The 20,503-nt window shown below is 58.3% G+C and carries 19 protein-coding genes; 13 read left to right on the top strand and 6 right to left on the bottom strand.

The features are described 5' to 3' along the window. Nucleotides 1-47: 47 nt before the first annotated feature. On the bottom strand, nucleotides 48-710 hold the full coding sequence (locus tag AALG83_08500; protein ID MEY8383189.1) for a DUF6709 family protein: 663 nt from the start codon (nucleotides 708-710) through the stop codon (nucleotides 48-50). A gap of 54 nt (nucleotides 711-764) precedes the next feature. After that, nucleotides 765-2,381, bottom strand: a complete 1,617-nt coding sequence (locus tag AALG83_08495) for a PQQ-binding-like beta-propeller repeat protein (GenBank protein MEY8383188.1) — start codon at nucleotides 2,379-2,381, stop codon at nucleotides 765-767. A 1,002-nt stretch (nucleotides 2,382-3,383) separates the two neighbouring features. Between AALG83_08495 and tilS the strand changes: the two genes are divergently transcribed. The 4 genes from tilS (at nucleotide 3,384) to AALG83_08475 (ending at nucleotide 7,931) form a co-directional block, all read left to right on the top strand. Further along, nucleotides 3,384-4,796, top strand: coding sequence for a tRNA lysidine(34) synthetase TilS (tilS, locus tag AALG83_08490; protein MEY8383187.1), 1,413 nt, complete (start codon nucleotides 3,384-3,386; stop codon nucleotides 4,794-4,796). Then, complete coding sequence (gene hpt / locus AALG83_08485) at nucleotides 4,786-5,352, top strand: hypoxanthine phosphoribosyltransferase (protein ID MEY8383186.1); 567 nt, start codon at nucleotides 4,786-4,788, stop codon at nucleotides 5,350-5,352. The genes tilS and hpt overlap by 11 nt, the downstream gene beginning before the upstream one ends. After that, nucleotides 5,349-7,211, top strand: coding sequence for an ATP-dependent zinc metalloprotease FtsH (gene ftsH, locus AALG83_08480; protein MEY8383185.1), 1,863 nt, complete (start codon nucleotides 5,349-5,351; stop codon nucleotides 7,209-7,211). Before hpt ends, ftsH begins: the two co-directional genes overlap by 4 nt. Nucleotides 7,212-7,424: 213 nt before the next feature. Beyond that, complete coding sequence (locus AALG83_08475; protein MEY8383184.1) at nucleotides 7,425-7,931, top strand: GNAT family N-acetyltransferase; 507 nt, start codon at nucleotides 7,425-7,427, stop codon at nucleotides 7,929-7,931. Between the two features lie 64 nt (nucleotides 7,932-7,995). Here the strand turns inward: AALG83_08475 and AALG83_08470 are convergent, their stop codons facing one another. Continuing rightward, nucleotides 7,996-8,358, bottom strand: a complete 363-nt coding sequence (locus AALG83_08470) for a hypothetical protein (protein MEY8383183.1) — start codon at nucleotides 8,356-8,358, stop codon at nucleotides 7,996-7,998. Nucleotides 8,359-8,650: 292 nt separating this feature from the next. Here AALG83_08470 and AALG83_08465 point away from each other — a divergent pair, with 292 nt between their 5' ends. Continuing rightward, complete coding sequence (locus AALG83_08465; GenBank protein ID MEY8383182.1) at nucleotides 8,651-8,812, top strand: hypothetical protein; 162 nt, start codon at nucleotides 8,651-8,653, stop codon at nucleotides 8,810-8,812. 63 nt (nucleotides 8,813-8,875) lie between these two features. On the opposite strand, the gene AALG83_08460 is transcribed toward AALG83_08465, so the two are convergent. Continuing rightward, a complete protein-coding gene (locus AALG83_08460; protein ID MEY8383181.1) occupies nucleotides 8,876-9,025 on the bottom strand; it encodes a hypothetical protein in 150 nt (49 codons plus the stop codon). Nucleotides 9,026-9,145: 120 nt separating this feature from the next. Between AALG83_08460 and AALG83_08455 the strand changes: the two genes are divergently transcribed. The 7 genes from AALG83_08455 to AALG83_08425 all read left to right on the top strand — a co-directional run bounded on the left by AALG83_08455 (nucleotide 9,146) and on the right by AALG83_08425 (nucleotide 16,844). Continuing rightward, nucleotides 9,146-9,487: a helix-turn-helix domain-containing protein gene (locus AALG83_08455; protein MEY8383180.1), complete on the top strand. Its 342-nt coding sequence runs from the start codon at nucleotides 9,146-9,148 to the stop codon at nucleotides 9,485-9,487. A gap of 316 nt (nucleotides 9,488-9,803) precedes the next feature. Then, nucleotides 9,804-10,073, top strand: coding sequence for an EsaB/YukD family protein (locus AALG83_08450; protein MEY8383179.1), 270 nt, complete (start codon nucleotides 9,804-9,806; stop codon nucleotides 10,071-10,073). A 3-nt stretch (nucleotides 10,074-10,076) separates the two neighbouring features. Continuing rightward, a complete protein-coding gene (locus AALG83_08445; protein ID MEY8383178.1) occupies nucleotides 10,077-11,282 on the top strand; it encodes a ThiF family adenylyltransferase in 1,206 nt (401 codons plus the stop codon). Then, nucleotides 11,279-12,943 (top strand): FHA domain-containing protein, encoded by a 1,665-nt coding sequence (locus AALG83_08440; GenBank protein MEY8383177.1) that lies wholly within the window; start codon nucleotides 11,279-11,281, stop codon nucleotides 12,941-12,943. The genes AALG83_08445 and AALG83_08440 overlap by 4 nt, the downstream gene beginning before the upstream one ends. 9 nt (nucleotides 12,944-12,952) lie before the next feature. Next, the gene (locus AALG83_08435) at nucleotides 12,953-13,951 is read left to right on the top strand and encodes a Mov34/MPN/PAD-1 family protein (GenBank protein MEY8383176.1); all 999 of its coding nucleotides are present in this window, start codon (nucleotides 12,953-12,955) and stop codon (nucleotides 13,949-13,951) included. Further along, entirely contained in the window at nucleotides 13,944-16,037 is a 2,094-nt protein-coding gene (locus tag AALG83_08430) for a zinc-ribbon domain-containing protein (GenBank protein MEY8383175.1), read from the top strand. Before AALG83_08435 ends, AALG83_08430 begins: the two co-directional genes overlap by 8 nt. A 9-nt stretch (nucleotides 16,038-16,046) precedes the next feature. Further along, entirely contained in the window at nucleotides 16,047-16,844 is a 798-nt protein-coding gene (locus tag AALG83_08425) for a hypothetical protein (GenBank protein MEY8383174.1), read from the top strand. 471 nt (nucleotides 16,845-17,315) lie between these two features. Here the strand turns inward: AALG83_08425 and AALG83_08420 are convergent, their stop codons facing one another. After that, nucleotides 17,316-18,230: a DMT family transporter gene (locus AALG83_08420; protein ID MEY8383173.1), complete on the bottom strand. Its 915-nt coding sequence runs from the start codon at nucleotides 18,228-18,230 to the stop codon at nucleotides 17,316-17,318. Nucleotides 18,231-18,552: 322 nt separating this feature from the next. Here AALG83_08420 and AALG83_08415 point away from each other — a divergent pair, with 322 nt between their 5' ends. Further along, complete coding sequence (locus tag AALG83_08415; GenBank protein ID MEY8383172.1) at nucleotides 18,553-18,804, top strand: kinase to dihydroxyacetone kinase; 252 nt, start codon at nucleotides 18,553-18,555, stop codon at nucleotides 18,802-18,804. A gap of 691 nt (nucleotides 18,805-19,495) precedes the next feature. Here the strand turns inward: AALG83_08415 and AALG83_08410 are convergent. Then, complete coding sequence (locus AALG83_08410; protein MEY8383171.1) at nucleotides 19,496-20,500, bottom strand: Gfo/Idh/MocA family oxidoreductase; 1,005 nt, start codon at nucleotides 20,498-20,500, stop codon at nucleotides 19,496-19,498. Nucleotides 20,501-20,503 lie beyond the last annotated feature (3 nt).

The following is a 20,503-nucleotide window of genomic DNA, read 5'->3' as shown; positions in this document are numbered from 1 at the left end:
AAAGCTCTTCCTTCTCAGATCGCGGTAAAGATACATATCCGCCCCCGCTATTCGTTCTGGTCCAGCACGACGTCCTTCTGCAGCTGCCCGCTGCGGGCCAGGCGGATGAATTCGGGCAAATCTTTTTTGAAGAGCGTGGCCAGGGATTCCAGGTAGCCGCGGACGACAAAAGGCGCATGGATGCGGAACAGATCCATGGCTATCTCGGCCTGTTCTTCGCTCATGCGGAACTGGAGGCGCTGGCCGTTTAACAGGCCAACCATCAGGTAGTGGTAGTTGAAATGAAGGAAAAGGCCGTGGCGCACCGTGCGATTCAGCTCGTAGACCCAGAGAATCTCCTGCGTCTCGTAGAAATAGGTGGCCGGGCCTTTCTGGATGAACGTCCAGGCCGGGGTTACGCAGGTCCGCGCGGTTTTCTGCGTGGCGTTATAGGCCTGCTCCATCTGGCTCTGGGTGAACTCCGGGTCCGGCGCGCCCGCGATATACTGGCGCACCCGGCGCTGATACCTGCCGCAGAGGGCATAGACCATGCGGTACAGCCCGAAGGAGAAGGGAATGAGCCCCAATACGAGTATGGGAAACGCTTCCTCAAAGCCGCGGCGGACGAGAATATCGATGCCGGGGATCAGGTAGATGGCCGAGAGGAAGATGAGCGGCAGGGAGAGTCTAAGCGTGATTAGAAAGCTTTCTTTTTTGAGATCTTGAAACATGGTTTGCGTTCCTTTCCATTTCCCACTATATTCAGCGGGCGGAAAGGCCCGCTGTCAGGCGATTTCTATGCCAAAAATCTGCATGCCCCGGGTGCCGACGACGATGGTGTTGCCAAAGACGGCGGGGCTTGCTTCGATATTGGCGCCCAGCTCGGTTTTGCTGAGCAGTTTGCCCGTCCGGGCGTCCAGCAGGTGCAGCGTGCCCTGGGAATCCCCCTGCACGAGATAGGCAGAGCCGTCCTCCGCGTAGAGGGCGACGGGCGAGCTCCAGGCATAGCGGCGCATCTTGTAGCGCCAGACTTCCCGGCCGGTCTTTTTATCCAGCGCGACCAGGAGACCGCTGCGCACCCAGGGCGTTCTGGCTACCGGGAAGATGACCAGGTCCTCGATGCTGTGTTTGCCCACGACGCAGGTTGCCTGCACGCCGCCCGAAACCCCGGCGACGGTGTTGCAGAAGTAGCTGTGAATCCAGACATACTGCCCCGTGATGGCGTTGATTTTGAAGATGGGCGCATCTGCCAGCTTCAGGCGGCGGCTGGCCGTCCAGTGCAGGCTTGTCCCGATATAGAGGTAGGGAACGCCGTCCTCCAGGGAAAAGACGGGCGTGCCGTTGGTATCGTCGGCCACGTCCTGCGCCCAGACGACCTGCATGGTGTTCAGGTCGATGCACAGCAGTGTGCCGCCGTTATCCGCGATATACATGTAGTTTTTCCAGATGACCGGGCTGTCCTCCATGCCAAGCCAATAGCGCTCCTCGCTCGAACGGGCAGTTTTGTAGCGCAGCTTGACGAACTCGGAAGGCTGGATAGAGAGCTTGCCGTCCCCGTCAATTTTGGAATTGAGCCGGAAGGTATAGATGATGCCGTTTTCGCTGGGCTCGATGATGGTATCCGTGGCCTCGTCGAACAGCGGGGCGCTGTCGAACCCGCAGAATTTGCGGGGCGCGAAAGCATCCTGCCCGCCGTATTCCAGCAGTTTTTCGCCGTCGATTAAGCTATAGAGATAGGCCCGGGCATATTCGCCCTCGCCTGCGCCCGAATCCCCCGGGCCCAGGTGCAGCAGGGGCAGGGAAGGGTGCAGAGCGCCTGCGCCCTTAAAGGGCAGGCCGACTTTGATGGTCTCCCGGGTGGGCTGGCCATCCTCCAGGTCGATAAAATAGACGTTGCCATCCATGGTAGAATAGATGACTTCGATGAGGTTTTCCTTCTCTTTCTTTTCCGGCAGCAGGTTCATGGCTGCCCGCTGCTCGGCCGTCCAGCGGACGATGAGGGGCTGGCCCGTCCAGCCGCTGCCCGTCCAAAAGCCGTGGCCATAGCCTTTGGCCAGCTTGCCCGTGCGCACGCTCCATTTCTGCCGAAGCGCCGTGCCCCCGGCAAAATCGCCGTATGCCGCGCCGCTTCTGAGCTGGTCGCCCCGGAAGGTAACAATGCCATCGTGCTTTGCATAGGGCTGCTCCGGGTCCATAAAAATCGGCTGCTGGCGGGAGTAGACTTCGGTTTTTTCGCCGTCCACCTCCAGCTCTGGCTGGATGCCCCAATCCTGCGGGCGCGTGCCGTCTACGGCGTGGGGCGCATCCTCGGCGCTCGTCTTTTGGCATTCGAAGGTCTGCAAATGCGAAAACTTGCGGAAGGGCCGCAAAACCGCCAGGACGATGGTATCCAGCAGCATCATGAAAATTCTGAAAATTCGACTCGTTTTCAACTCTCTACCTCTTTCTTATACCCGATTGATAGGACTGCGGAAGCTTTTGGCTCTGCATACGGCGCTGGCGGCCAATTTGCCAGGGAGCACATGCCCGCACAGGCTGTGCCTGCCTGCACGCGAAGCCGAAAGTCAGCTTGTCAGCAGGCACATACTCGCATAGTTTGTGGCTTGCCTGCACGCGATACCCGATTGCTAGAACAGCGGAACCTGCCAGCTCTGCACGCGATGTTGCTGGCCAATTTGCCAGGGAGCACATGCTCGCGCATATCGTGCCCGCCGCGCTTGCAAGGGGCAAAGGCATGGGCTGGCAGAAGCTTTTGGCTCCGCACGCGGAACCCGAATGGCAGGGCGGCAAAATTTGCCAGCTCTGCACGCGATGTTGCTGGCCAGTTTGCCAGCCAGCACATGCCCGCCCGAGCTGTGCTTGCCGCCCGGGTAAATCGCCCGCGCAACCCGCGCGCTCCGCCTGCCGTCTGACGGGCGGCGGTCAGCACATGCTCCGGCGCTCAAGCTTTGTTTCCAATTATAGCATAATTTGGCGAAAAAGGCAGTCGCAGTATCTTTGGAAAAGAGTTGAAAATATATTTTATTATTGATATACAATATTATACTACTCTTTTTCCGAAATTGCGACTGTTTTTTTATTTCATCACTGCCAATAAAACGCGGCACCTGAATGATGGGAATGCGGAAGTTGTGATTGCGGCGCGCGCCGCTGGCAGTCAGTTTGCCAGATGGCAAATGCTCTCCAATTCCCTGCCGCGCGCACCCTCTTCCCGCACTATCCCATTTTCATACCCCAGTGAGGGGGTATGGGGGCTTGCCCCCATGATTAAGAATAGCCCTTGACCTTTGCCCTCATGATTACCAACCGCCTTTGCCCTTATGGCCGCCTTTTTGCCTGAATTAACGGAAATTTCATAACTCGGTCTTGTAAAAAAAATGCCGACCGATTAAAATAAAGTTATTATGCTGGAAACTTTGGTAGATACTACAATTAAAAGATATAATCTCATCTCTCTGGGCGACCGCGTGGGCGTGGCGGTCTCTGGGGGAGTGGATTCGATGGTGCTGCTAAATGTCTTATATACCCTCTCCAGAAGGAGCGGGTTTTATGTCTGCGCACTGCATTTTGAGCATGGCATCCGCTCCGAGGAATCCGTGGGCGATATGCACTTTGTGGAGCAGCAGTGCGAGGCGATGCATATCCCCTTTTACGCGGGCAGCGCGGATGTTCCGGTAATCGCGGCGCAGACGGGGGAGAACCTGGAGGCCGCGGCGCGCCGTCTGCGCTACGAATTTTTCGAGGAGCGCAAGCAGCAGCTGGGGCTGGCAAAAATCGCCATCGCCCATCATAAAGACGACTTCGCCGAGACTTTCCTGCTCAACCTTCTGCGGGGCAGCGGCGTCGCCGGGCTGACTTCCATGAAATACCAGCGCCAGCCGGGCATCATCCGGCCGCTGCTGGATATTTCCCGCAAGCAGATCGAGGCGTATGCCAAAAAGCACGAGATCACCTTCCGGGTAGATTCCACGAACGCCGCGCTCAAATATACCAGAAACTATATCCGGGCCGAGATTCTGCCGCGCATGGCCAAGCTCAATCCCGAGGTCTCCTCGGCCATCATGCGGGCCAGCGAGATTCTGGGCGAGGAAGATGCCGCGCTGTTCGAATATGCCAAGAGCGAGTATCATAAAATTTCCCGCAGGGAAGAAGGGCAGATCGTGCTGGATCTCATCGCGTTCAACGCCCTGCCCAAAGCCATCCGCAGAAGAGTCGTGCGCATGGCGCTGCTGGAATTTACCACGCTTCAGGATGTGGATAAGCGCTCTGTGGACCGGGTGCTGGATTTGGCCGCCTCGGGGCGCACGGGCAAGGGATATAGCCTGGAGGGGCGCTTTTTTGCGCACGTCTCCTATCATTCGCTCATCATCACGGATAAGATCATCACCATCCAGCGGGAGGGCAGCTTTGCTGTGGGCGAGGGCGTCATCGAGCCCTGGCCGGGCGAGTTTTTCCTGATGCAGCCGGTGGAGCGGCAGAACCTGCCGCGCAAGTTCCCCTCGGCCTCCAGCATGGTGCAGTATGCGGATGCGGCGGCGCTGGAAGGGGCGGTTTTGCGCACCAGAGCCCCGGGCGACTATTTCTCTCCCTTTGGCATGGAGGGCAAAAAGAAGCTCAAAGACTGGATGATCGACGAAAAAATTCCCCGGGAAGCCCGGGGGAGTATGCCGCTTCTGGCAAAGGGCAGCGAGATTTTGTGGATCGTCGGGTGTGCGCTTTCGGAGCACGCCAAAGTGCGCCGGGATAGCAGCGCCGTCTGCAAAATATCCTATATGTATCACACAGGAGAGGAAAGTGCAAAAGAAAATGAAGGATGATATCGCCGGCGTTCTGCTGAGCCAGGAGCAGATTCAGAGCCGGGTGCAGGAGCTGGCCGCCCAGATTGAGCGGGATTATACGGGAAAAGAGCTCATCATGGTCTGCGTGCTAAATGGCGCCGCGGTTTTCTATATCGATTTGCTCATGGCGCTGGATATCCCGCTGGAGATGAACTTCATCCGGGTCTCCAGCTATGGCAGCGGCACAAAAAGCAGCGGCAGCATCCGCATGCTCTACGACTTGGAGGCGGATATCACGGCAAAGCATGTGCTCATCGTGGAGGATATCATCGATTCGGGCAATACGCTCAAAAACCTCACGGCGCTGCTGGCCGGCCGGGGCGCGGCAGAGGTCAAAAGCTGCTGCCTGCTCGATAAGCCTTCCAGAAGAAGCGTGGCTATGGAGGCGGATTACGTCGGCTTCAAGGTCCCGGATGAATTTCTCGTGGGCTATGGGCTAGACTACGCGGGCAAATACCGCAATTTGAAGTTTATCGGCACGCTGAAAAAAGAGATTTACGAATCAAACGATTCGCAGGAGGAGAAAGTAGATTGAAGAAAAAGAGTAATTTCTTAAGAGGGCCGCTTCTGTATGTGCTCATCTTGCTGGCGATTTTTCTGATCGCCCAGTCCATGGGCGGCTATACCGTCAGCCAGGGGCAGACCATCGAATACAGCCAGCTTCTTGAAAAAATCGAGGCCGGGGAGATCGGCAAAATCACCATCTCGGCCAACGAAGCCGTGGCCTTAAAGCGGGATACGGCCATCAGCGCCAAGGATTTCCCAAAGAAGTACGACTACTATATCTATCTGCCCTCGGCAGAGCAGTTCGATGCAGATGTCAAGGCGATTCTGGGCGTGGATAAGGGAACCGAAATCGATATCGAGATCGCCTATGAGCCCCAGGCGCAGCCCAGCATTTTCGTGCAGATGCTGCCCGAGCTTCTCATGACGCTTCTGATGATCGGGGTCATCTTCTTCATGTTCCGGCAGACCAGAGACGGCGGCAAAACCATGGGCTTTGGCAAGAGCAAGGCCAAAATGGTGCTGGGCGAGGAGGTCAATAAGACGTTCGGCGACGTCGCCGGGGCGGATGAGGAAAAGGCCGAGCTGGCCGAGGTTGTCGAGTTTTTGAAAGACCCGAAAAAGTTCACCCGCTTTGGCGCGCGCATCCCCAAAGGCGTGCTGCTGGTGGGCCCGCCCGGATGCGGCAAAACCCTGCTGGCCAAGGCCGTGGCCGGGGAAGCGGGCATCCCCTTCTTCAGCATCACAGGCTCGGATTTCGTGGAGATGTTCGTGGGCATGGGCGCGGCGCGCGTGCGCGATCTGTTCGATACGGCCAAGAAGAACTCCCCCTGCATCATCTTTATCGACGAGATCGACGCCGTCGGCCGCCAGAGAGGCGCGGGCCTGGGCGGCGGGCACGATGAGCGCGAGCAGACGCTCAACCAGCTTTTAACCGAGATGGATGGCTTTGTCGTCAACGATGGCATCATCGTCATCGCGGCGACCAACCGCGTGGATATTCTGGACCCGGCGCTTCTGCGCCCCGGCCGGTTCGACCGCCAGGTCGTCATCAACTATCCGGATGTCAAGGGCCGGGAGGATATTTTGAAGGTTCACGCCAAGGGCAAGCCCCTGGCCCCGGATGTGGATCTGGCCGTGCTTGCCAAGCGCACCCCGGGCATGGGCGGCGCGGATCTGGAGAATGTCTTAAACGAGGCGGCTATCCTGGCCGCGCGGTATAACCGGCCGAATATCGGCATGGAGGAGATCGAGGAGGCCGTAACCAAGGTGATGGTGGGCCCCGAGAAGAAGAGCCGCGTCATCACAGAAGAGGATAAGAAGATTACGGCATATCACGAGGTGGGCCACGCCATCTGCGCCAAGTGCCTGCCGAACTGCGATCCTGTGCACGAGATCTCCATCATCCCCCGGGGCATGGCCGCCGGCTATACCATGACGCTTCCCGATGAGGATAAGAGCCACTATTTCAAATCCAAGATGCTGGATGAGATGACCATGATGCTGGGCGGACGGGCGGCAGAGGCGCTCATTTTGGGCGACATCACCACCGGCGCTTCCAACGACATCGAGCGGGCGACTAATCTCGCCCGGGGCATGGTTGTCAAATACGGCATGAGCGATGTCATCGGCCCGGTGTTCCACGGCGCGCAGCAGGAGGTGTTCCTGGGCAAGGAGCTGGTGCAGAGCAAGGCTTGCAGTGAGGAGGTTGCCGCGCAGATCGATGCCGAGATGAAGCGCATCCTGACGGGCTGCATGAGCCGCGCCACCGAGATTTTGTCCCAGCATGTGCAGAAACTGCACGAGATCTCCCATGTGCTCATGGAGAAGGAGAAGATAGACGGCGAGGAGTTCGAGGCGCTGTTTGCCGCCCCGGCTCAGGCTGAATAGGCAAGGTAAAAAGAAAAACCGCGGCAGTTGCTGCGGTTTTTTTGTGCGCAAAAGGGCAAGGGCTAATTGTGAACATGGGGCTCCCGCCCCATACCCCCTCACTATATTATGATAAGGGAATAGTGCAGGCAGAAAGTGCGCGTGGTTGGCGCGGTTTTGCCCGAGAGCTCTCTTTCTGATATAATGAGGCTACCTTAGATTAGGAGGCTTATCATGCAAATTCGCAAAAGCACCCCCGAGGATTTGGAGCATATGATGGAGCTATATGCCCAGGCTCGGGTTTTCATGCGGGAGAACGGCAACCCGAACCAGTGGGGCGATTCTCACCCCGCCCGGGAGATGATAGAAGCGGATATTGCCGCAGGCAAGAGCTATATCTGCACGGAGGGCGGCGAAATTGCGGCGACTTTCTATTTCGCCGTGGAGGACGACCCGACTTACCGCATCATCGAGCAGGGCGCATGGCTTTGCGGCGGGCCTTACGGCGTTGTGCACCGCATCACGGCGCGGCAGGGCGTGCGCGGTGCGGCCTCCTTCTGCCTGGCATGGTGCTATGAGCAGTGCGGCAACCTGCGCATCGACACCCACCGGGACAACCTGCCCATGCGGCGCTGTTTGGAGCGCAACGGCTTTTCCTACTGCGGCATCATTCACATTGCAGACGGAAGCGAGCGCATCGCTTTCCAGAAGCCGCCCCGGGGAGGGCGCGTGCAGGATTGACAAACTCCGCTATTCCGTCAATCGGGTATAAAAAAGAGCGCATAAGCGCTCTTTTTTGATTGCTTTACTGCCCTTCTATTTCGGCCAAATGCCTTTTGAGCACCAGGTTCACATACTGGGAAAGCGAACGCGCGTCCAGCTCTGCATAGAGGCGCATCTTTTCCAAAACATCTCCGGAGATGCTCAGCGTCCTGTTTTTCTTTCTGCCTTTGCTTCTCTCCGCCGCCAGTTCCAGCTCCCCGGCGTCTATTTCGCCGCTCTCCATTCTCTCGATATATCTGCGCAGGGCAATCGTAACATACCCAGAGACAGAGCGGTTCTCCCGCTCCGCGCATTGGCAAATTCCCTGCAAAACCGCCTTATCCAAACAGAGCGTAACGCTAATTTTGAGCGGCATCATGGCTTTCCATTTCCTTTCGCTGGGCATTTTCCGTCTGCGCAAAATACTCCCTCAAAACGGAATTGACGTACCGAGAAAGCGGCCATCCTCTCTTTTGGGCATTCTTCCTGGCTTTGTTTAGAATGGAGATATCTAGGGTCATATGGGCGCGGGCTTTTTTTATCATGCTTTCCTCTTCTATGATTTTATACGAATTTACATGAGCTTTCCCCTTTATTCTAATATTTTCCATTAAGATAATGGGAAATCTCATAGGAACTCATGTAATCTCGTGTAACCCATTAGATTATATGAATGTTTCCCAGAAAGGAACCACGCCATGCTGACCATCGAATCTCTTAGAGAAATGCTGGACAAAGAGCAGAGCCAAGACGAAATCCAACTGCACCTGAAAATCTCGTGCAGCCGCGCGCTGGCAGAATCTATCCTGCAAGGGAAATGCCCAGCCATTGCCATAAAACTGGAAGAGGACGAGCAATAAAGGGAAAAGTAAACATGGGGGCGAGGCCCCCATACCCCCTTACTTTTGTAGTGAAAGGGCGTTTCAAGACGCCCTTTCCCGCTCCATTTCCCTTACCGCTTTCCCCGCTTCCATTCCGGCGATAAAGGCCTTCACCTTTTGAACTTCATCAGCAGAGGAAAGGCGCTCTATCTTACTTAGTAAATTCTGCTTTTCATCTAACTGAGTTCTCATTTTTACCCTCCTTTATTTGATTTAATCAAATATTATCACTAACCCAATCAAATGTCAATATTTATTTTTGTTGACTAAATTACATTTCTAATATATCATTTTATCCATGGAGGTGATAGCATGTCTTTGGGGCAGCGGATACAGACGATATTGAAAGAGCAGAAAGTTAAGCAAGTCGAGTTTGCAAGAACACTTGGAATAAGCGCCAATTACGTCAACTTGATCGCAAATGATAAAAAAGCAACCATTTCCGATACTCTTGCAAAGTTAATAGAAGAAAGCTATGGATATTCCGCGCAATGGGTTCTTGACGGAAGCGGCGAAAAATTATCCGCAAATGAGTTGACCGCCGAAAAAGCTGAACTGCTCAAAAAAATTCAGAAGATGTCCAGCAGTGAAGTCCGGGCGGTATTGGCTTTTGTAAATACCTTGGAGAGCATGAATAAAGAAAAGGGGGAATAGCCCCTTTTCTTTTTAATTTTTGGGCAGTAAAAAGGGACTGCCTTAGGGGATATTCACCACAAAATTGAACGAGACAATACTCCCATATGGGGGTATGGGGGCTGTGCCCCCATGATTACGAATGGCCCTTGACCTTTTTTCCGTACCCTCTTGAACAGTCTGGGGCAAATAGTGTAAACTAGGCATATCGGGATAAAAATATAATAGCGTGAAGCGCCAATATAATGATATGCGCGTGAAGTGTTTGCAGTGGCGCGCGCTTTGGCGTAAAATAGATTTAATAGGCGGATTTTCCGCTTTTTATGGAGGCAATAAAATGGGAAAAGTGAATGTAATCATCGTAGACGCAACAGGCAATAAGGAGCAGAAAGTCGGCCTGCCCGACGACATCAAAACCGGCATTATCATGGTCAAGCTGGTGGAAAAAATCAAGCTGCCCTCTGTGGGGCCGGATGGCAACCCCATCAGCTATAAATTCATCCATAAAGTCTCTGGCCGGCAGCTTTTGGAAATGCAGACTCTGGCCGAAGCAGGCGTGCGGGATGGAGATGTGCTCCGCCTCCAGCCGGAAATCACGGCGGGCTGAGCCATGGAGGAGAGCAAAAATATCGAGCTAACCTCCGCAGATTTCGAGGAGGATCGCTATAGCCGCCTGCGGCTGATTCCCTGGTGGGACCAGGAGAAGCTCAAAAACGCCTGCATTCTGGTGGTGGGCGCCGGAGCGATTGGCAACGAGCTCATCAAAAACCTGGCGCTGCTGGGCATCGGAAAAATCCTCATCGTGGATATGGATAAAATCGAGCAGACCAACCTCACCCGCTCTGTGCTCTTCCGGGCCGGGGATGTGGGCCGCTATAAGGCGGAAGTCGCGGCGGAGCGCGCTATGGAGCTCAACCCGGATGTCCGCGCCAAGGCGTTTACCAGCAATGTGATAGACGATATCGGCCTTGGGGTGTTTGCCCGGGTGGATGCGGCGCTGGGCGGGCTGGATAACCGGGAAGCCCGGCTGGCCATCAACCAGAGCTGCTATAAGCTGGGCAAAACCTTCATCGACGGCGCCATCGAGGCGCTGGGCGGCTTTGCCCGGGTGTTTGCGCCGCCCGGCCCCTGCTATGAATGCACCATGACCGAGGCAGACTGGCGCATGATCAACCAGCGCAAGAGCTGCGCGCTTTTGACGCACGAGCAGATGGCCGAGGGCAAAATTCCCACGACGCCCACCTCCTCTTCCATCATCGCGGGGGTGCAGGTGCAGGAGATGCTCAAGATTTTGCACGCAGACCGCGGCCTGCCCACGCTGGCCGGCAAGGGCTATGTGTTCAACGGGCTGACGCACGATTCCTTTGTCGTCGAATACCAGAAAAAGCCGGACTGCATGAGCCACGATGCCTATGGCCCGGCCGAAAAAATGCCCTGGCGCGCGGAAAAGACCACGCTTGCCGAGGTTCTGCAAAAGGCCCGGCAGGATTTGGGCGAGGGAGCCGTGGTGGATTTCGACCGGGATATCGCCTCCCTGGCATCCTGCGCCTGCGGGCAGAAAAAACCGCTGTTTGCGCCTGTGCATAAGCTTCGGGGGGCGGATCTGGCCTGCCCGGACTGCGGCAAAGCCATGCAATTTGAGACGTTCCACACCCTCACGGGCAGCGAAGATTTTCTAAATAAGACGCTGGGCGAAATCGGCATCCCGCCGCTGCATATTTTCTGCGGCCGCCGGGGGATGGAGGAGCGGTATTACGAGTGCACCGGGGATGAGGCGGCAGTGTTTGCCGGCCTCGGACAGGAGGAGAGAATATGAATGCAAGAATGCGGCGCATCGCTTCAGACTGGGAGCAGCTGCAAAAGGATTTCGGAAACCATCCGTATATCAAGGTAACGCCCATGGGGCCAGAGCCGCCCGAGCGCTACCACGTTACCTACTTTGTCAACGGCATCTATCTGCGGCCGGATGGCAGCATCGAGACGCTGGCGCGGCACGATGTGGAGATCACGCTGCACGCAGATTACCCGCGCTATAAGCCCCTCTGCCGCATCCTGACGCCCATCTGGCATCCCAATTTCCGGGATGGGCAGATCTGCATCGGGGATATCTGGGGCGCGGGCGAATCGCTCTCGGATATCATCATCAATATCGGGGATATGATCCAGTATAAGAGCTGGAACTCGTATAGCCCGCTCTCGGCAGACGCGGCCAAATGGGCCATCGAGCATAAGCATATGTTCCCGGTGGGCAATCTCAATCTCTATCAGGGCGAGGAGGCCGCGGCGGGGGACGTGCAGATAGACCTATTCGATGAGCAGGGCGAGAAGATAGAGGAGGAGGTTCCCCAGCTGGAAATCTCTCCCGAGCCGGAAAACGATTTCGAGATCACGGCGGAGGAGCTGGCTGGGGTCGTGTTTACCCCCACGGCCGCCCGGATGCAGTCGGCCCAGCGGCCGGTCTCGGCGGGAAAGAAGCTCAACTTCAAAACTGTCTTTATGAAGGGCCTGCTCTGGGGCATCATCGGCGGTCTCGTCGGCTTTGCCTTGCAGGAGCTCATCGGCCTCTGGCTGAATACGGATACCTTCCTTGGCTGGATGGGCTATCCCGGTATGGAGGAGATTTATGCGAACGCCTACGCTGGGCTGTACAGCGAGAGCCAGCTTGCCGTCATCTTCTCGGCCGTAAGCAACGCCATGCGGCTCAGTTCCGCTTTCTTCAGCGCGTTTCTGGCCTGCGGCATCGGCCTGTTTTTGGGGCTGGGCGAGGGAGTATACTACGGCTCGGGCCGCCAGGCCGCCAAAAACGCGGCCATCGGCGCGGGCATTTCCCTGGTGCTGGGCTTTGTCAGCGGCTATATCGCCCAGTGGCTGTACAGCGCGCTCATGCAAAACACGGAAAGCGAGTTTGCCATGGCTTTCATCCGGGGCATCGGCTGGGCCATCATGGGGCTGGGCATCGGGTTCTCGGCCGGCCTGTTAAAGCCCGAGAAAAAGCGCATGCTCTTCTGCATGCTGGGCGGCCTGCTGGGCGGCTTTCTCGGCGGCTTCGTATTCAACTATATCTGCAATATCCCCTGGGCCCTGCTCAGCGAGACGGATACCGGCATCATCCCAAGGGCCGTGGGCATCACGGCAACCGGCCTGCTGGTGGGCCTGGGCGTGGGCCTGCTCGAGCAGTTCGCCAAATCCGCGTGGCTCAAGGTCATCCGGGGCGAGTTCGAGGGCAAGGAATACCTGGTCTTTGCGGGGACGACCAGCATCGGCAACAACGGCAGGAATACCATCGTGCTCTTCAAGGATAAGCTGGTGGGCGAGCATCACTGCGATATCATCCAGGAGGGCAACCGCTATGTGCTGGTAGACTGCGGCACCCCGCTCGGGACGGTGGTCAACGGCATGCGCGTCTCCCGGCATGTACTGCGGCAGGGGGATGCCATCGCCGTCGGCAACTCTGTGCTCGTGTTCAATATGAAGTAGGAGGCAGGCATGGCAAAGAAGGAAAAGCAAAAGGCGGCCGGGAAAAAGGCCGCCAAAAAGCAGAAACAGAAGGCGCTTTCCGCCCCCGAGGCCGAGGGCGCCCTGCCCCAGAATATCCTGCCCGTGGGCGAGCGGGTGCAGGGAAATAAGAATATCTATATCGCCCAGAAGGTCTACCGCCAAATCCATAAGTTCACCGAGGGCAAAACCGAGAACGAGAGCGGCGGCATTTTGGTGGGCGAGTTTGTGGAGGAGTTCGGCAAGCAGAATATCCTCATCGAGGGCTTCATCGAGGCAAAGCACTGCGAGGCCACGCCCCAGACGCTCACTTTCACCCACGAGACCTGGGAAGCCGTGGATAAGGAGATGGAGAAAAAGCACCAGGGCAAATCCATCGTGGGGTGGATTCATACGCACCCGGATTTTGGCATCTTCCTCTCCAATTACGATACCTTCATCCAGGAGAATTTCTTCAAAGAGGAGAACCAAATCGCCTATGTGATAGACCCAATTCGCGGCGAAGAGGGCTTCTATTTCTGGGAAGAGGGCAAAATCGAGCGCTGCCCGGGCTTCTATCTGTATGATAAGACGGGCGTGCCCATCAAGGCCCTAAGGGCAGAGCAGGAGGAGCCCCCGGCCGAGCCGGAAAAGGGCGGCGGCGTGCTGGCCGGCATCCAGACGGCCCTGCTCGTCGTGCTCTCGGCGGTGGTGGTCATGCTGGGGTTCCAGGTCATCTCGCTGAATGAACAGGTGAACCTGCTCAGCGCCAGCGTAGGCGGCTTGCTGGATGAAGCTAGGCTCAGCTTCGCTGTCATCGCCCAGGAGCAGCGGGGGATGGATGCGCGCATCTCAGCCATAGAGGATATGCTGGGCATCGCGCCCCAGGCTCCCTCGCCGGAGGCCTCCGCTGCCTTGCCGGAGCCTTCGATAGATGCACAGTCTGCTTCGCCGGAAACGAGCCCCGCGGCTTCCCAGCCCGCTCCCAGCCAGGAGGATACAAATGGATAAAACCGGGCATACCATGGAGGAATATATCGGCAAAATCTGCCCCTATTGCAAGACGGCTTTTGCAGAGGGCGATGAGATCGTGCAGTGCAGTGCCTGCGAGATGCCGCACCATAAGGACTGCTGGATCGAGAACCAGGGCTGCACGACCTTCGGCTGCCAGGGGACGATCCGCGGCCTGGACGGCCAGGCCTATAGCCAGATGATGGCCCAGGGCGCGCAGAGGGGCCAGCAGGCCGAGGCCTACCAGCGGCCGGTCTATGGGCAAAACGGCTATATGTTCGCCGGCCAGAGCCAGATGGCGGAGCGGCCGGCCTTTGGAGCGCAGTCCGCAGTCTATGGCGGCTCGGCGCAGGGAGCGGGCAAGCTCTGCCCAAATTGCGGCGCGCAAAATATCGGCGATTCTATCTTCTGCGCCCACTGCGGCGCCAGGATGGCCGGGGCCGATTTGGCCGGGCAGTCCCCGGAGCAGTACGCGTTTGGGCAAGCGCCTGCCCAAGGTTTGGCCGCACAAAATTTGGCAGGCCAGGCGGCGGCACCCGGCGCGCAGGGTTCGGCGCAAACCGCGTTCGGGCAGACGCCCGCTCAAGGTTCGCCCGCCCAATCCCAGCAAACCGCATCCACCGGCGCTTCTGCCGCGCAAACTGCATCCGGCCCCGCCCAGCCAATTTCGGGGCAGAGCGCGGCTGGCCAGTCCGTATCAGAGCAGTCCCAGTCCGGGCAGAGCGTCTCCAGTCAGTCCGTGCAAGCCGGGCAGAACACAGCGGCGCCCGGCCAAACTGCCCAGGCAGGGCAGGAAGCGGCCGCTGGCGCTCCCGTTTCGGCGCAGAACCAGGCGCCCAGCCAGGCAGAGCAGCTCTGCCCGGCCTGCGGCGCACGCAATCCCGCAGGATCGGCCTTCTGCTATGCCTGCGGCAGGCAGCTTGCAGGGCAGGCGGCCCCGGCTCAGGCCAGCGAGACCTTCTGCCAAAACTGCGGCGCCAAAAACCCGGCCGAAGCGGTGTTCTGCTATGGGTGCGGCGCAAGGCTCTACCGCCCGGGGCAGCAGAGTCAGCCCGGGCCGGATGCAGCGCATCCTTATGACGCCATCAGAAAGCAGGGCAGCCGCGCAAATCCTGCGGCCGGCGCAGGAGCGGCCGGGCAGGCCGCCCCGGCAGACGCGGCAGGCCCCGTCTGCCCAAAATGCGGCACGAAAAATGCCGCCCAGGCGGTGTTCTGCCAGGAATGCGGCGCCAGGTTTAGCGGCGCGGTAGACCCTGCCCGGCCGTATGATGCCATCAGAAAGCAGGGGAGCCGGGGCCCGGCAGGGCAGGCGGGCGCTCCGGCGTATGGTGCGCCCAGCCAGGGAGCATACCGGCCCGCCGGGCAAACGCAAGCGGCCCCTTCGGCAAGTGCTCAGCCCTATGGCGCACCCTATGGCCAGAGCGCGTCCCGCCCGGCCAATCCGGCGGCGGCCCAATCCGGCGGCCAGCCCTATGGCGCTTACGGCGCGGCGCAGAGCGCGGGTGCCTATGGCGCGGGAGCGTCCGGAAGCGCGCAGAGCGGCGGCGCCCGGCAAGGCCAGGCGGCCCCAGTCTATACCCCGCCGCTGGGGACGTACCGCGTCCCTTCCTATGCCATTCCCCAGCCCAGAAGTGCCGCCCCGCCCACGCCCGAGGAATTTGCCGAGGAAAGAAGGTTGTTTCTTGGCAAAAATGAGGTATACTATGAGAAGAAGTTTGCGCAGCTGCAAGGCGGCCAGCTGACCTGGAACTGGGCGGCCGCCTGCTTTACCTCCTTCTGGTTCATCTACCGCAGAATGTATCTTTGGGGCTATCTCTCGCTGCTGGGGCAGATTATCCTGGCGGCGGTGCTGGTCTATGCCTGGCCCGTGGCCCCGCTGCTGGCCTGCATTCTCTTCGGCATGTTCGGCAACAGGATCTATCTGGGCCATGTGGAGAAGGAGATGAAGCTGGTCCAGCGGCTGAGCAAACAAAACCGGCTTATCGAGTATGCGGATAAGGGCGGCGTGCGCCTGGCGCATCCCCTGATCGCAGGCACAATCATCGGGGTCTACCTCATCGCGCTGCTCTGCTCGCTGTATATCTAAGGAGTTAGCTTGAACCAAGAAGATTTTGAGATTACGTTTCTATCCGGAGAAGAGGCCCCGCGCCGGCAGTGGGAAATCCCCAAAAACGCCGTGCAGGTCGGCGAGATCGCGGAGGGGGATTTGCGCCTGTATATCGGCCAGGAGCTGCTGCATCAGATGGATGCCCTGGCTGGCTTGGATTTGCGCCGGGAGACGGGCTGCTTTCTGGTGGGAGACTATCTGGAGCAGGATGGCCGGCTCTGCGCCATCGTCGCCGGGTTTATCGAGGCGCGCTATGCCGATGCCTCTTCCGCCTCGCTGACGTTTACGCACGAGACCTGGCAATACGTCTCGTCCCAGCTGGAAGAGCATTTTGCCGGTATGCGCATTTTGGGCTGGCAGCATACCCACCCGGGCTACGGCGTGTTTTTGTCCCAGCACGACCTGTTTATCCAGGAGAATTTTTTCAACCTGCCCTATCAAATCGCCTATGTGATAGACCCAATCCAGGGGCACCGTGGCTTTTTCGGGTGGAAGCAGGGCAGAATCTGCCCGCTCTCGGGCTACTATGTCTTTGGCAATCTCGGCGAGGAAATCCGTCTGCTGCCCGGCGCAGAGCGCGCGCCGGGGAAGCCCAAAAAGAAGCGGCGTTGGTGGCTCTTTCTGCTCCTATTCCTGCTGGCGGTTTTTCTCGCCGCGGCCACGGCCGGTACGATTCTCTTCGCGCGCAGCCAGAGCGAGCAGTCCCAGAAGGGCGGCGGCTCCCGGCCGGGCATGATGGAGCTGGCAGAGCCGGCGCAGCCGGATGGAGCGCTTTCCCCACAGTAAAAAGGAGCAGTTTTGCTCCTTTTTTGATTGGGAAAGGCCAAGGGCGGTAAGTAACCATGGGGGCATGGCTTAACAGCGCGGCGCAAAAGGCCAAGGGCCCCTCTTAACCATGGGGCTCCGCCCCATACCCCCCTCTAAAAAAGAGAGATACGGGTTAGGCCCAAAAGCGATAAAAGCCAAAAAATCCTGCCGCCCCAATGCCAGGAAGCAGAGCTTTGGGAAAAGCGCCTGATAGTATGATGGCATGCACAGCTAGGGAGCCCGCCCGCTCTTTTATGGCATGGTGCAAAAAAGGGCCGTGAAGCCACGCTCTACCCCCTTTTATTTTTCACGGGGGTATGGGGGCTATGCCCCCATGATAAAGAATCGCCCTTGACCTTTTGCCCCCGTGTTCACCCGCAGCCCGGAGGCATGAAAAAAGACCGGGCATTGCCCGGCCTTTTTCTCGCCTGATATTTTGTTTGCGCCTTCCTATTCCGCCTGCGCCTGCCCCTGTGGCTCTGCCTGCGCCTGCTCCGCCCGAGCGGCCCGCTCGGCTTCGCGCTTTGCCAGCTTGGCGTTTTGCAGATTGTAGCAGACCACCGCCCCGATGACGACGGCCGCCCCGGCCAGCGCGATGAGGCTGGGCAGCTCGCCGTAGAAAATGGCGACCCAGACCGGGTTCAAGATGGGTTCCAGCGCCGAAACCAGGCTGGCAGCCACGGGCGGCGTCTCCCGAAGCCCCTTGGAGAGGCAGAGGAAGGCCGCGCCCTGCTGAACCACGCCCAAAACCACGATGCTCATGACGGGCGCAAAGCTAAAATCCGTCTCCTGCAGGATGAACGGAATGCCCAGCACGGCGCAAAAACTGTGCGTGATGACCATAGAGGAGAGAGAATCGCCCTGGGGGAAAGCCTCCATCATGAAGACGACGGCGTAAAACGCACCCGAGCCCACGGCCAGCAGGTTGCCCAGCATGCCGCCGCCCGAAAGCCCGTCGATGAAAAACAAAATGATGCCGCCAAAGACCACGGCGCAGGTGAAAATATCCAGCTTTCTGGGTTTCTGGCGGAAGAAAATCCACATGAAAAGGATGATGAAGATGGGCGCGGTAAACTGCAAAATGATGGCGCCCGCCGCGGTGGTCAGCTGGTTGGCGTAGACGTAGAGTATCATCTCGCCCAGCAGGCAGACCGAGCCCAGCAGAACCTGCTTGTTGACGACCAGCTTATGGTGCGTCGCCTTCATATAGCAGGAGAGGATGACAGCGGAAATCAGCGCCCGGCCGCCGTTGATGGAGAGCGCGTTCCAGGGGACCATTTTGAGGAACAGCCCGCCGATGCTAAAGCAGATGGCCGAGAGCAGGACAAAGATGACGCCGTGATTTTTCTTTTTCGCAGTTTCCAAGATAACCCTCCCAGGGCAGGCAAGCCCGGTGAATTTGGCCGGCGGGAGGGCCCCGCGCGCCCGTAGGTACCATATCATGGCGGGAAATTTTTGTCAACCAAAGGGCGGCAGGCGTGGGGCAAAGGAGGCCAAGGGCGATAGGTAAACATGGGGGCATTGCCCCCATACCCCGGTGAAAAATAGAAGGGGGTGGGTCCATGATGAAGAGGGACACCTGTTTTCTTACCGCCCTATTTTCCACGTGGTTTGCCAACCGCGCGGCTTGACGCGCCCGCTCGGCCGCGGGTAAAATAGGAGAAAACGAGCAGAAGGGAGAAAAGCCATGCTGGAATACAAGTTCGATACGCAGCTTTTAATCGAGGGGGAGCATTTGGATGAGGACGCGATAAACGCCTATATCCGCGGGCATTTCGAGGGCGACTGCCTGCTGGCCGTGGGCAGTGAAAGCCTCATCAAGATTCATTTCCACACCAACCGCCCGGGGCAGGTTCTGGACTATTGCGCCTCTCTGGGCGAGGTTTACGATGTCGTAGTCGAAAACATGGAGCGCCAGGCGAAGGGGCTGCAAGGGTAGGGGAGCGGCCAAGGTCAAGGGCGTTCCTTTATCATGGGGCTGCGCCCCATACCCCTTTGCTGATGATGGTAAGAGGACGGCGCGAAAGGAAAGCGCGTGCGCCGGACGGGGCATAAAAGAGCATTTGTTCCCTGATAAGCTGACTTCCGGCTTCGTGCGCGGAGGAGACAAGCCCTGCTATCCCGTCAATCGGAGGCAGCTCTGCCCATACTCCAACACAAAAAGGGGCAAATACAATACCATCCGGCAGATATGCGCCGCGCCCGCATCCCTGCCCCTGTTCCTGGAGGTTTGCCCGGGGTGGCGGGGTGGACGCTATTGGCTTTTTATTATCCCAAGCAAGAGGGCGGGCAGTGCCCCATGGCTAAGAGAAGCCCTTGCCTTCCCCCTATTTCTCCATCATCCCTGGCTCTTTTTCCCCCGCGTCTTTTGTTGCCATAGTCAAAAGAGGCGGCTGGCCCTGCGCCCCCATGGTTAAGAGAGGCCCTTGCCCTGTTTTACGCACCCCATGATATAACGAAGAGCGCTTGGCCCTGCGCATATCCCGCGCAAAACCGAGCGCTCTTTTTGTTGCCCTGTTTTCTAAATCATGGGGTATGGGGGCTTTGCCCCCATGTTTACCTATCGCCCTTGACCTTAACGCCCTTCGCCCTGCCCCCATGTTACAGCCCTTGGCCTTTCCTTCTCCCGCCTACTGCGCGTCGTTGGGGAACACCATGCCGCACTGCCGGCGAATCTCGTCCATCACGCCCAGCGCGCAAAGCGTGCGCTCGTTGTAGCGCTCCGCCCCTGCGCCGCCCTGGCCGATGAGGTCGATAAAGGCCTGGAGCTCGTATTTCATGTCCTCGCCAAACGGCGTCGCCGAAATGGGCAGCTCGCGGATTTTCTCCTCGCCGCTCCTGCGGGTGTTGTATTTGATGCTAACCCGGTCGGGCGTGCTGCAAAAACTAATGACCATCAGGCCGTCCTCGCCCTGAATCTCGCTCAAATTGTTGGTGTCGGCCACTTTGGAAGTGAAAACCGTGGCCAGCATTCCGGGGTAGGTGCAGGTCGCGGTGAGCACGGCGTCCAGCCCGTTTTCCAGCTTGATGACATCCGCGTTGACCTTTTCCGGCGCGCCGAACAAATCCGCCATGATGTTCACCGCGTAAACCCCAAGGTCCATCAGCGCCCCGTTGCACATCTCCGGCCGGAACGCGTTTTCGATGATGCCCTTTTTGAAGTTGTCGTAGCGGGAAGAATAGGCGCCGCAGGTCAGGATAACCCGGCGAATCTTGCCCAGCTCTGCAAGGCCCTGGCGAATCAGCTCCAAATCCGGGTTGAAGGCGATGCGGATGGCCTCCAGGCAGACCAACCCCTTCTGCTCCGCCAAATCCAGCATCTCGCGGTACTCTCTCTGGTTGGCCGCGGCGGATTTCTCCACCAGCACATGCTTGCCCGCGGCCAGCAGCTTCATAGCGTAGCCGTGGTGCGTGAAGTTGGGCGTCGCGATATAGACGGCGTCCACATCCGGGCAGGCGGCCAGGTCGTCCACGCTGGTAAACCAGCGCTTGGCGCCCCATTTTTTGGCAAAGGCCTTGGCGTTCTCCTCATTTCTGGAGCAGACCGCCTCCAGCGCAAAGCCCGTGCAGTGCTGGCTGGCCTCCAGCAGATATTCCGTGATAAAGTTGGTGCCGATTGTCGCAAGGCGTACCATTTT

Source organism: Christensenellaceae bacterium 44-20 (assembly GCA_041223705.1).
Taxonomy (GTDB): Bacteria; Bacillota; Clostridia; order Christensenellales; family Christensenellaceae; genus QANA01.
This window is presented reverse-complemented; position numbering and strand designations above follow the sequence as displayed.